The 11,934-nt window shown below is 68.2% G+C and carries 11 protein-coding genes; 5 read left to right on the plus strand and 6 right to left on the minus strand.

Going from position 1 to position 11,934, the window contains the following annotated elements:
* Positions 1 to 8: 8 nt before the first annotated feature.
* Positions 9 to 3,689 carry a multifunctional oxoglutarate decarboxylase/oxoglutarate dehydrogenase thiamine pyrophosphate-binding subunit/dihydrolipoyllysine-residue succinyltransferase subunit gene (locus GLO27_RS08795; RefSeq protein WP_021199866.1) on the plus strand — a complete coding sequence of 1,227 codons (3,681 nt, stop codon included), beginning with the start codon at positions 9 to 11 and terminating at the stop codon, positions 3,687 to 3,689.
* Between the two features lie 63 nt (positions 3,690 to 3,752).
* On the opposite strand, the gene GLO27_RS08800 is transcribed toward GLO27_RS08795, so the two are convergent.
* Genes GLO27_RS08800 through GLO27_RS08810 form a run of 3 tightly spaced genes read right to left on the minus strand, consistent with a single transcriptional unit; the run spans position 3,753 to position 5,939 of the window.
* Positions 3,753 to 5,054, minus strand: a complete 1,302-nt coding sequence (locus GLO27_RS08800) for a GNAT family N-acetyltransferase (protein ID WP_167254450.1) — start codon at positions 5,052 to 5,054, stop codon at positions 3,753 to 3,755.
* Between the two features lie 34 nt (positions 5,055 to 5,088).
* Positions 5,089 to 5,334 carry a zf-HC2 domain-containing protein gene (locus GLO27_RS08805; RefSeq protein WP_021199864.1) on the minus strand — a complete coding sequence of 82 codons (246 nt, stop codon included), beginning with the start codon at positions 5,332 to 5,334 and terminating at the stop codon, positions 5,089 to 5,091.
* On the minus strand, positions 5,331 to 5,939 hold the full coding sequence (locus GLO27_RS08810; RefSeq protein WP_231479889.1) for a sigma-70 family RNA polymerase sigma factor: 609 nt from the start codon (positions 5,937 to 5,939) through the stop codon (positions 5,331 to 5,333). Before GLO27_RS08810 ends, GLO27_RS08805 begins: the two co-directional genes overlap by 4 nt.
* 124 nt (positions 5,940 to 6,063) lie before the next feature.
* On the opposite strand from GLO27_RS08810, the gene aroA reads away from it, so the two are divergent.
* From aroA to bcp, 3 genes are read left to right on the plus strand one after another with little or no spacing between them, the layout of a single operon-like run.
* Positions 6,064 to 7,380, plus strand: a complete 1,317-nt coding sequence (gene aroA, locus GLO27_RS08815) for a 3-phosphoshikimate 1-carboxyvinyltransferase (RefSeq protein WP_029258236.1) — start codon at positions 6,064 to 6,066, stop codon at positions 7,378 to 7,380.
* A 2-nt stretch (positions 7,381 to 7,382) separates the two neighbouring features.
* Positions 7,383 to 8,453 (plus strand): ribosome small subunit-dependent GTPase A, encoded by a 1,071-nt coding sequence (gene rsgA / locus GLO27_RS08820; protein ID WP_167254452.1) that lies wholly within the window; start codon positions 7,383 to 7,385, stop codon positions 8,451 to 8,453.
* Between the two features lie 9 nt (positions 8,454 to 8,462).
* Positions 8,463 to 8,936 carry a thioredoxin-dependent thiol peroxidase gene (gene bcp, locus GLO27_RS08825; RefSeq protein WP_021199860.1) on the plus strand — a complete coding sequence of 158 codons (474 nt, stop codon included), beginning with the start codon at positions 8,463 to 8,465 and terminating at the stop codon, positions 8,934 to 8,936.
* 54 nt (positions 8,937 to 8,990) lie between these two features.
* Here the strand turns inward: bcp and GLO27_RS08830 are convergent, their stop codons facing one another.
* Positions 8,991 to 9,377 (minus strand): hypothetical protein, encoded by a 387-nt coding sequence (locus GLO27_RS08830; protein ID WP_029258238.1) that lies wholly within the window; start codon positions 9,375 to 9,377, stop codon positions 8,991 to 8,993.
* Positions 9,378 to 9,607: 230 nt separating this feature from the next.
* On the opposite strand from GLO27_RS08830, the gene GLO27_RS08835 reads away from it, so the two are divergent.
* The gene (locus GLO27_RS08835) at positions 9,608 to 9,856 is read left to right on the plus strand and encodes a WhiB family transcriptional regulator (protein ID WP_017203224.1); all 249 of its coding nucleotides are present in this window, start codon (positions 9,608 to 9,610) and stop codon (positions 9,854 to 9,856) included.
* A 63-nt stretch (positions 9,857 to 9,919) separates the two neighbouring features.
* Here the strand turns inward: GLO27_RS08835 and GLO27_RS08840 are convergent, their stop codons facing one another.
* Positions 9,920 to 11,404, minus strand: a complete 1,485-nt coding sequence (locus GLO27_RS08840) for a PAS domain-containing sensor histidine kinase (protein ID WP_029266826.1) — start codon at positions 11,402 to 11,404, stop codon at positions 9,920 to 9,922.
* Between the two features lie 24 nt (positions 11,405 to 11,428).
* The gene (locus tag GLO27_RS08845) at positions 11,429 to 11,815 is read right to left on the minus strand and encodes an Rv3235 family protein (RefSeq protein ID WP_021199857.1); all 387 of its coding nucleotides are present in this window, start codon (positions 11,813 to 11,815) and stop codon (positions 11,429 to 11,431) included.
* Positions 11,816 to 11,934: the final 119 nt, after the last annotated feature.

An 11,934-nucleotide genomic window follows, 5' to 3' on the forward strand; every position in this document is an offset into this window, starting at 1 on the left:
GATCGAGAGTGTCGAACCAGGTGACCGGCGTCAACGGCGACGGGGGGTTCGGAGCCAATTCCTGGCTCGTTGAAGAGCTCTACGAGCAGTTCAAGGTGAACCGCGACTCCGTCGACAAGGAGTGGTGGCCCATCCTGGAGAAGTACCACTCCGAGACGGCTTCCGCAGCTCCCGCGGCAACACCCGATGCGCCGGCGGCGGCTCATCCCGTCACCGCACCGATCCCGGTGATCGGTTCGCAGCCGGTGGCGCGCACGACGGCCAAGCCCGCCGCTGCCGCGCCGATCCCGGCCCAGGCCCCGAAGCCGGCGAAATCCGAGTCGAAGGACGCTCCGGCGCCCGCCGAAGAGGACAAGGTCACGCCGCTGCGCGGTCTGCCCAAGACCCTCGCGGCGAACATGGACGAGTCGCTCACCGTCCCGACCGCCACCAGCGTGCGTACCGTGCCGGCCAAGCTGATGATCGACAACCGCATCGTCATCAACAACCACATGGCACGCACCCGCGGCGGCAAGGTGAGCTTCACCCACCTCATCGGTTGGGCGCTCATCCGGACACTCGACGAGTTCCGCAGCCAGAACGTGTTCTACGCGGAGGTCGACGGAAAGCCCTCCGTGGTCGCGCCGGCGCACGTCAACCTCGGCATCGCGATCGACCTGCCCAAGCCCGACGGCACACGCGCCCTCATGGTGCCCAGCATCAAGCGCGCCGACACCCTCACCTTCACCGAGTACCTCTCCGCCTACGAAGACCTGGTCACCCGCGCCCGCGGCAACAAGCTGACGGCCGGCGACTTCCAGGGCACCACGGTGTCGCTGACGAACCCGGGTGGCATCGGAACCGTGCACTCGGTGCCGCGTCTGATGAAGGGCCAGGGCTGCATCATCGGAGCCGGTGCCCTCGAGTACCCCGCCGAGTTCCAGGGCGCGAGCGAGAAGACGCTCAACGAGCTGGCGATCGGCAAGACGATCACGCTCACGAGCACCTACGACCACCGCGTCATCCAGGGCGCCGGCTCCGGCGAGTTCCTGAAGAAGGTGCACGAGCTGCTCATCGGCCAGCGCGGCTTCTACGACGACATCTTCGCGGCCCTGCGCATCCCCTACGCGCCGATCCGCTGGAACCCCGACATCGCCGTCGACCTCGCCGAGCGCGTCGACAAGCAGTCCCGTGTGCAGGAGCTCATCAACTCGTTCCGTGTGCGCGGACACCTGATGGCCGACATCGACCCGCTCGAGTACGTGCAGCGCTCGCACCCCGACCTCGAGATCGAGAGCCACGGCCTCACCTTCTGGGACCTGGACCGCGAGTTCGTCACCGGCGGGTTCGGCGGTCGGCGCATCGCGAAGCTCCGCGACATCCTCGGGGTGCTCCGCGACTCGTACTGCCGCACGCTCGGTATCGAGTACATGCACATCCAGGACCCGGAGCAGCGTCGCTGGTTCCAGGAGAAGGTGGAGGTCAAGTACCAGAAGCCCGGCCACGACGAGCAGCTGCGGGTTCTCCGCAAGCTCAACGAGGCCGAGGCCTTCGAGACCTTCCTGCAGACCAAGTTCGTCGGTCAGAAGCGCTTCTCGCTCGAGGGCGGCGAATCGCTCATCCCGCTGCTCGACGAGATCCTTCAGGGCGCCGCGACCGCCGGCCTCGAGGGCGCCGCGATCGGCATGGCGCACCGCGGCCGTCTGAACGTGCTCACCAACATCGCCGGCAAGACCTACGGCCAGGTGTTCCGTGAGTTCGAGGGCACGCAGACCCCGGGCAACCAGCGCGGTTCCGGCGACGTCAAGTACCACCTCGGCACCGAGGGCACCTTCGTCGCCGACGACGACTCCGAGCTTCCGGTCTACCTGGCCGCCAATCCCTCGCACCTCGAGACCGTCGATGGCGTGCTGGAAGGCATCGTCCGCGCCAAACAGGACCGCAAGCCGATCGGCACCTTCGCCTGGCTGCCGATCCTCGTGCACGGCGACGCGGCCTTCGCCGGTCAGGGTGTCGTGGTCGAGACGCTGCAGATGTCGCAGCTGCGCGGCTACCGCACCGGTGGCACGATCCACGTGGTCGTGAACAACCAGGTCGGATTCACCACGACGCCGAACGACGGCCGCACGTCGATCTACTCGACCGACGTCGCCAAGACGATCCAGGCGCCGGTGTTCCACGTGAACGGCGACGACCCCGAGGCCGTCATCCACGTCGCGCAGCTCGCGTTCGAGTACCGCGAGCGCTTCCACCGTGACGTCGTGATCGACCTCGTCTGCTACCGCCGACGTGGTCACAACGAGGGCGACGACCCCTCGATGACGCAGCCGTTGATGACCGACCTCATCCAGGCGAAGCGTTCCGTCCGCCGCCTGTACACCGAGTCGCTCGTCGGCCGTGGTGACATCACCGAGCAGGAGTACGACGAGGCCAAGGCCGATTTCCAGAACCGCCTGGAGATCGCGTTCGCCGAGACGCACGCCGCCGAGACCGGCGCTCTGCCGATCGCTCCGGAGCAGGCCCCCGTCGACGACCAGGTCGGTGCCCCCGAGATCACCGGTGTGCCGAGCGAGGTCATCCAGATGATCGGCGACGCCTTCGTGAACAAGCCCGAGGGCTTCACGGTGCACCCGAAGATCCAGCAGCTGCTGGACAAGCGCCTCGACATGAGCCGAAACGGCAACATCGATTGGGGCTTCGGCGAACTGCTCGCATTCGGTTCGCTGCTGGTGGAGGGAACGCCCGTCCGGCTCGCCGGCCAGGACGCTCGCCGCGGCACGTTCGTGCAGCGGCACGCGACCCTGCACGACCGTGCGAACGGCCAGGAATGGCTGCCGCTGTCGAACCTCTCCGACGCTCAGGGGCGCTTCTTCGTCTACGACTCGCTGCTCAGCGAGTACGCCGCCCTCGGCTTCGAGTACGGCTATTCGGTGGAGGCTCCCGAGGCGCTCGTGCTCTGGGAGGCCCAGTTCGGCGACTTCGTCAACGGTGCCCAGTCGGTCATCGACGAGTACATCTCGGCCGCCGAGCAGAAGTGGGGACAGCAGTCCAGCGTGACCCTGCTCCTCCCCCACGGCTACGAAGGCCAGGGGCCGGACCACTCGTCGGCACGCATCGAGCGCTTCCTGCAGATGTGCGCGCAGGACAACATGATCGTGTCGCGTCCGTCGACCCCCGCGTCGTACTTCCACCTGCTGCGCCGCCAGGCCTACGCCCGACCGCGCAAGCCGCTCATCGTCTTCACACCGAAGGCGATGCTGCGTCTGCGCGGCGCGACGAGCCCGGTCGAGGCGTTCACGCAGGGTCGTTTCGAGCCGGTCATCGATGACGACCGCGGGCTCGACCGCACCGCCGTCAAGCGGGTGCTCGTGCACTCGGGCAAGGTGCACTGGGATCTGCGTGCCGAGCTCGAGAAGAACCCGAACCCCGAGGTCGCCCTCGTCCGGCTCGAGCAGCTGTACCCGACGCCGATCGACGAGCTCAAGGCCATCACCGACTCCTACCCGAACGCCGAACTGGTGTGGGTGCAGGAAGAACCGGAGAACCAGGGCGCCTGGCCGTTCCTGGCGCTCGCCTTCGCCGACGTTCCCGGAGACCGCTCGTTCCGCCCGGTGTCGCGCCCGGCCTCGGCATCGCCGGCGACCGGATCCTCGAAGGTCCACGCGGCTGAGCAGGCCGCGCTGATCCGCGCGGCGGTCACCCTCGGCTGATCGTCAGACGAGAAGGGGCGCCGCGACTTCGGTCGTGGCGCCCCTTTCGTTTCCCCTCCGGAATCAGTACCAGATGTCGAGCGACGGTGCCGGGAAGGCGACGAGCGCCCGATCGAGCGCCTCGACCGCCTCGGATTCGGCGGAGATCCGTCCGGCACCGTGCAGTGTGGACGCACGGACACCCCCCGCGTAGAGCGCGGAGAGCGTCGAGACGTCGAGTGTGACGTCGACCGCGGAGCCTCCCGTGGCCGCGTCCACCGTCGCGACCCCGGCGTCATCGACGCGCAGACGCCAGTCGCCGCTCGCGAAGCCCAGGGAGTCCTCCACGCGAAGGACCGTGTCGATCGGTGCGGAATAGCGGCGCGCGGTCAGGGCGGTCGGCAGATCCAGGATGCGCAGCCACCCGTGATCGTGCACCTCCTGCTTCACCCCGCGGGTGTCGTGGACCAGCCACGGCAGCGGGTCGTCGATCGGGCGGAGGTCGGCGACCACCTCGTCGACGAGATCGTGCTGCAGCGCGAAACGCCACAGCGCGGTGCGCGCATCGTCGGTCTCGGCGACCAGCAGGCGCACGTCCATCCGGAAGCGGAAGGTTCCGCCGGCCTCCCCCACCGTGTACGCCATCACACCGCGCAGCGCACCCTCCTCGTCGAGGTAGCGCACCCCGCGCGCCTGGTCGCGATCCGGGGTGGGCGCGACGCCCGCGTACCCCTCCCATCGACCCTGCCAGCCGGGGATCTGGCCCGACGCCCGGCCCCGGGCGCGCTCGTGCACCGTGCCGAGATCGGCGGCGAGGGTTTCGCCATCGATGTACTCGAGCCGGCCGGTCGGCGTCGGACCGCTCCAGCCTGCGCGTCGGGTGTCGACCGTGTGACGCGCGACCGGGATCGCCGATCCGAACCCGTACCGACCGTAGATCGTCGCCTCAGACACGGTGAGCCCCGCGATCGGCACCCCTGCGGATGCTGCCGCGCGCAGTTCGCCCTCGAGCAGTGCCCGGGCGATCCCGCGACGCCGGTGCGTCGCCGAGACCGTGACCACGCTGATGGCCCACATGGGGATCTCGCCGCCGGGGACGGTGAGCGGAGTCACCCAGCTGTTGATCGTCGCCACCGGCAGAGCGGTCGCCGGCGGTGTCTTCTCGAAGACACCGATGTTCCGTCGCTCGGCGAACGTCTTCCGCACCTGAGCCCGCATCTCGGCGTTCGGGTCGGACCCGAGGAACCCTCGGTCGACAGCGCGGGCGAAGGCGGAAGCGCTCGCCTCGTCGCTCAGATCGACGACTCGGTACTCGAGCCCGGATCCGGCCAGTCTTTCCGTCGAGGTGTTGTCAGCGGGAACGTCGCGCGCATCGATGGAGGTCATCCATCCACACTAGCGACGGCCTCAGACGCGTGTGTCAGTGCTGTGTCGCCTGAACGGCCCGCAGACGCGCGAACACCTGGTCGCGCAGCTCTTCCGGAGCCGTCTCCTTGCAGGCACGGGCGATCACATCGGTGAGGGTGGTGGCGACGAGCGCCTCGTCCCGGCACGACGGGCAGTTCTCGAGATGCTCGCGGATCTCGGTGTGCTCGGTCTTGCACACCTCGTTGCGGAGGTACTCCTCCAGATCCTGACGGGCTTTGTCGCAGCCGCAGTCGCTCATTTCTTGCTCCTCGTCTCAGCCGCGGCGATGCCCCGCTCAGCGGCGTAATCTGCCAACAGCTCCCGCAGCATCCGCCTGCCACGGTGCAGACGGCTCATGACGGTGCCGATGGGGGTCTTCATGATGTCGGCGATCTCCTGGTACGCGAAGCCCTCGACGTCGGCGAGATACACCGCCAGCCGGAAATCCTCCGGAACGGCCTGCAGCGCGTCCTTGACGACCGACGCGGGCATCCGGTCGATGGCTTCGGCTTCGGCCGACCGGCTGTGCGACGCCGTGGTCGACTCTGCTCCGCCCAGCTGCCAGTCCTCGAGCTCGTCGATCGTTCCCTGGAACGGCTCCCGCTGGCGCTTGCGGTAGATGTTGATGTAGGTGTTCGTGAGAATCCGGTACAACCACGCCTTGAGGTTCGTGCCCTGCGAGAACGTCGCCCAGGACCCGTAGGCCTTGACGAAGGTCTCCTGCACGAGGTCGGCGGCGTCGGCCGGGTTGCGCGTCATGCGCATCGCCGCGGCGTAGAGCTGATCCATGAAAGGGATCGCCTGCTCCTCGAACTCGCGCCGAGGGTCGCTGACGGTGTCTGCGGTTGCGGTGTCATCCATCATCGGCCAGTCTAGGCCGCTGAGGTCGAACACCTCGCGCTCCAACGTCGCCGGCATGCTCTCTCCTTCGCGTCGGGATGCCTGTCTTTCGCGACGAAGCTCCCTGTGTTTACTAAGGTGAGAACCGATGAGCGCCAACAGGTATTCCCCTTCCCGTGTGCAGGGCGCCTATGCCGCGCCCACGACCGACGTGCCGGTGCACGCCGAGCTCACGATCCCCGGTTCCAAATCGCTGACGAACCGCGAGCTGATGATCGCCGCGATCGCCGACGGTCCCGGCCGCCTGATCTCGCCGCTGCACTCCGACGACTCCGCGCGCATGGTCGACGCTCTCCGCGCTCTCGGGGTCGGTATCGAGGAGGTGGACGCCGGACACGAGTTCGGACCCGATCTGGTCGTCACCCCTGCGAAGCTCCGCGGCGGCACCACGATCGATTGCGGGCAGGCCGGAACCGTGATGCGATTCATCGCCCCGCTCGCCGGACTCGCGGAACATGACGTGCATCTCACCGCCCATGAGACCGCCCTCCACCGTCCGATGGGCGGCCTGATCAGCGCGCTGCGCGATCTCGGCGTCGACATCGACGACGAGGGCACCTGGGCCCTCCCCTTCACGATCCGCGGTCACGGTCGGATCCGCGGTGGACGGGTCGAGATCGACGCCTCGGCATCCAGCCAGTTCGTCTCCGGGCTTCTGCTCGCCGCTCCTCGGTTCGACGTCGGCCTGCACCTCGTCCACACCGGCGAGCACCTGCCGAGCCTCCCGCACATCGACATGACGATCGAGGCCCTCAGCCGACGCGGCATCCGCATCGAGCGCCCCGCTGTCGGCGAATGGCTGGTCGAAGCGGGCGTGCCGCGCGCCAAGGAGATCGCGATCGAACCCGATCTCTCCAACGCCGCACCGTTCCTCGCCGCGGCACTCGTCACCGGCGGATCGGTGTCGATCACGGGCTGGCCCGCCCACTCCACCCAGCCCGGTGCGCTGCTGCCCGAGATCCTCCAGGCCATGGGAGCGCACGTCGGCCGTCACGGCGGCACGCTCACCGTGCGCGCCGGCTCCGGAATCCGCGGCCTCGATCTCGACCTCTCCGCGGCCAGCGAATTGACGCCGACCCTGGTCGGCCTCGCCGCCTTCGCGGAGTCTCCGACCACGATCCGCGGCATCGGGCACATCCGTCTGCACGAGACCGACCGGATCGCCGCACTGATCGGCAACCTCCGAAAGCTCGGCGGCGAAGCCGAAGAACTTCCCGACGGCCTCCGCATCATCCCCCGCCCACTGCAGGGCGGCGGATGGGCCGCACATCACGATCACCGGATGGCCACCACCGGAGCGCTCATCGGCCTGCGCATCCCCGCCGTCGAGATCGACGACATCGGTACGACCGCCAAGACCCTCCCGGAGTTCACGATGCTCTGGGAGCGGATGCTGCGGGGCTGAGGATGAGCTGGCTCGACGACGCCGACGACCTCGAAGACGACTTCGAGGACTTCGACGAGAGCAGCATCCGGACGCGCCCCAACCCGAAGGCGAACCGCCCGCGCACCAAACGTCGCCCAGCGCACGAGGATGCGCAGGTGGGTCGAGTGCTCGGCGTCGACCGCGGCAGGTACTCCGTCCTCCTCGGCGAGGACACCGCCGAGGAGCGCATGATCACCACCACGCGCGCCAGGGAGCTGCGACGTATGCCGATCGTCACCGGCGATCGGGCACGAGTCGTCGGCGACACATCGGGAGACGAAGGCACCCTCGCCCGCATCGTCGGCATCATCGACCGCACCTCGTTGCTGCGACGCAGTGCCGACGACACCGACCAGGTCGAGCGCGTGATCGTCGCCAACGCCGATCAGATGCTCGTCGTGGTCGCGGCTGCCGACCCCGAGCCCCGCGCCCGACTCGTCGACCGCTATCTCGTGGCCGCGCTGGATGCCGGCATCCGCCCACTCCTCGTCGTCACCAAGACCGACATCGCGGATCCCACCGAGTTCCTCACGCACTTCGACGGGCTCGACCTGCGGGTGTTCACCAGTGCGCAGGATCAGATGCCCGTTGACGAGATCGGCGAATCCCTCGTCGGACACTCCACCGTCTTCGTCGGCCACTCCGGGGTGGGCAAGTCCACGCTCGTCAACGCGCTCGTCCCGACGGCGCTGCGCGCCACCGGCCACGTGAATCAGGTCACCGGACGCGGGCGGCACACCTCGTCGTCGACGGTGTCGCTGCGCTACGAAGGCCCCCGCGGGACCGGCTGGGTCATCGACACCCCCGGCGTGCGCTCGTTCGGTCTCGGACACGTCGATCCCGCGAACATCCTTGCGGCGTTCACCGAGCTCGCCGCGATCGCCGAGAACTGCCCTCGCGGCTGCACCCACCTCGCCGACGCCCCCGACTGTGCCCTCATCGAGGCCGCGGAGAGCGGCGAACTGGGCGAGACCGGTCGAGCGCGGCTCGACTCCCTGCAGCGGCTCCTGCAGACCTTCGCGGACAAGGCGGAGCAGGCGCCCGGCCGTTAGGCTGGACACGTGACTCAGCGCCTCGAACCCGGAACCGCCGCCCCCGACTTCTCCCTCCTCGACCAGGACGGGAACACCGTCCGTCTGGACGACCTGCGCGGCCAGAAGACCGTGCTGTACTTCTATCCGGCGGCGATGACCCCCGGATGCACCACCGAGGCCTGCGACTTCCGCGACAGCATCTCCTCGCTCCAGGGCGCCGGCTATCGGGTGATCGGCATCTCGCGCGACGAACCCGCCACGCTGACGAAGTTCCGCGAGCGCGACGGGCTGACCTTCCCGCTCCTGAGCGATCCCGACCACGCGGTGCACACGGCGTACGGCGCGTGGGGCGAGAAGATGAATTACGGCAAGCGCATCGAGGGCGTTATCCGCTCGACCTTCGTGCTCGACGAAGAGGGCAAGATCGCTCTCGCGCAGTACAACGTCAAGGCCACCGGCCACGTCGCACGACTGCGCAAGCAGCTCGGCATCGACGCCTGAGCCGCGACTTTCGATCCGAGGCCGATGGGCCCCGCGGCCCGCACGGCGCTGAGGTCACTCGGCAGCGCGCTGCGGGCCTTCCAGACGCGCGCTCGAGATCAGCAGGACGAATCCGACCAGCCCGGGAAGCCCGACACCGAGGGTGAATGTCCACGCGATCGGCTGCAGCGTGAGAGACGCCAGCGCGAGAGCCACGGCGAGCACCTGGAAGACCACTCCCCCGGACCGCGCCCACGACTTGCCCACGCGTGTGCCGACGGCGAACGCGACGAGGGCTGCGGCACCGATCAGCGTGAGCACGATGAGTGCCAGCGCCGTCGGCAGCGAGGCCGCGTCGCCCGCACCGAGGCCGGCGAGCTCGATCACGGCGAAGACCAGGAGAGCCACCGCCTCGAGGGCGAGGACCGCCGCAGCTGCGAGGGCGATTCCGGGTGCGCGCACGGTGTCTCCCAAGGATCGAAAGAGGAGAAAACCCTTGATTTCACGGTTTTCATGTAACAGAATAGAGAAAGTCATGTGCTCCCACAGCGGCGTGGGGCGAGCGTTCACGCTCGCATCACAATTCGCGGGCATTCCGTCCGCATCTCAACAGGGTAGCGGAACCCGAACTACTACCCGAATCCGAGAGGTCGCATCGCGACATCTCTTGAAATCCACACCGAGGAGCCCCCATGGACTGGCGCGATAAGGCCGCCTGCCTGACTGTCGACCCCGAGCTTTTCTTCCCCGTGGGGAACACCGGCCCGGCCGTCGATCAGATCGAGAAGGCGAAGACTGTGTGCGCCACCTGCACCGTCACCGAGATCTGCCTGCAGTACGCCCTGGAGACCAGCCAGGACTCGGGCGTGTGGGGCGGTCTCTCCGAAGACGAGCGCCGCGCTCTGAAGCGTCGCGCCGCCCGCGCCCGCCGCGCCTCCTGATCGTCCGGAAGCGGCCTGAGATCGACTCTCAGGCCGCTTCCGTCTGTTCGGGAGCGGCCGTGCTCACCTCTCGAGCCAGCGCAGCGGGATGTCGATGACCACCTCGGTGCCTTCTCCGTCGCTCCCGTGCCATTCGATCGTTCCACCGAGTTCGCCCTGGATGAGGGTGCGGATGATCTGAGTGCCGAGCCCCTGGCCGATCCGCCCCTCCGGCAGGCCGAGTCCGGTGTCCCGCACCGTCACGCGGAGATTCTCCTCGGTGCGCTTGGCGTCGATCGTCACGACGCCCTCCTGCCCGGCGAGACCATGCTCCACCGCGTTGGTCACGACCTCCGTCAGCGCGAGCGCGAGCGGAGTCGCGTACTCGCTCGGCAGCACACCGAAGCGTCCGGTCGACTGCGTGCGTGCGCGCGTGTTGGGCGCGGAGGCGACCTCGGCGACGAGCTTGAGCACGCGGTGGAAGACCTCATCGAAATCGACCTTCTGCGTGAGGCCCTGAGCGAGCGTGTCATGCACGACGGCGATGGCATCCACGCGGCGCATGGCCTGCGTGAGCGCGTCCCGCGCCTCGTCGGAATGCGTGCGACGTGCCTGGATCCGCAGCAGGGAGGCCACCGTCTGCAGATTGTTCTTCACCCGGTGGTGGATCTCCCGGATCGTCGCATCCTTGGTGATGAGCTCCTGCTCCTGATGACGCAGCTCCGACACATCGCGACAGAGGACGATCGCCCCGATCCGGGTGCCGTGGTCCTTCAGCGGAATGGCGCGCAGCGACACCGTCACCCCGCGGGCCTCGATATCGGTGCGCCACGGCGCGCGTCCGGTGACGACGACGGGCAGAGACTCGTCTACCTGTCGGGAAGGCGGCACCAGCCGAGTGGTGACCTCGGCGAGCGACTCCCCCTCGAGCTCGTCGTCGAAACCCATCCGGTTGAAGGCGGAGAGCGCATTCGGGCTGGCGAATGTGGTGATCCCGTCGACGTCGATGCGGATGAGTCCGTCGGAGGCTCGCGGGGCGCCGCGACGCGGTGACGTCGGTGCGGTGAGGTCGGGGAAGCTTCCGTCGGCGATCATGCGGAAAAGATCGTTCGCGCACTCGTCGAAGGTGATCTGCTGACGGGAGGGCGTGCGCACCTCGCCGAGGTTGGTGTGCCGGGTGACCACTCCGATCACGGTGGACTGGGCGTCGGCGCCGCGGCGGACACTCACGATCGGCACGGCTCGCACTCTGGTCGGCGTCTCTTCGAACCAGTCAGGCGAAGAGGAATCGACGATCTCGGCGGACTCGAAGGCGCCCTGGACCTGCGTGCGCCACTGCGGCCGCACCCGTTCACCGACGATGTCGCGATAGAAGAGGGTCGCGGCGCCGCTCGGTCGCGCGTGCGCGACCGCGATGAAGGAGCCGTCGTCGGTCTGGATCCAGATCACGATGTCGGCCGAGGCCAGGTCCGCGAGGAGCTGTCCGTCGCCGGCGAGACGATGGAGCCATTCGACATCGCTGTCGTTCAGGAGTCCCTGGGCATGGGCGAGATCGCTGAGGGTTGACACCTGACCAGCCTACGGTCACATGCCTCAGAGAATCGCCAGCGAAGTCGCGCGCCAGCGACGATCCGTCCCTTCCAGGCGCACCGCGACCGCCCGGGTTCGACCGGGACCCGCGACCACCACCACGGCTTCGATGACACCGTCGAGGGGCTCGGTGACTCGTAGCGCGCGGATCTCGAAGGTCGGACGTGCAGGAGGCACTCCGCGTGCACTGCGTGCTCGCGCGGAGAGGTTCGATCGGGTGACCAGGCTGCGGAACGCCTCTTCGCTGAACCATCGGGCGAGCTGATCGATTTCTCTGACACCCGCGAGAACCTCGAGCACGCCGTGCGTGAGGCTGCGCAGAAGCGGAACAGGGTCGGGCAGCTCGATGGTCGGTGTCGGCTGGGGTGCGAAGTACTCGTGCGGCATCATGTCGAACTCTCGATCGGGGAGGTCTGCGAGTGAGCAAGTACAGCACCGCGATGCCCGGACGAGGGCGGAAAAGGTGGAGGAATGTGGATAACTCGTACAGCCGGGGAATGGTGTCGCCT

It is taken from the genome of Microbacterium sp. Be9 (genome assembly GCF_011754135.1).
Classification (GTDB): Bacteria; Actinomycetota; Actinomycetes; order Actinomycetales; family Microbacteriaceae; genus Microbacterium; species Microbacterium maritypicum_A.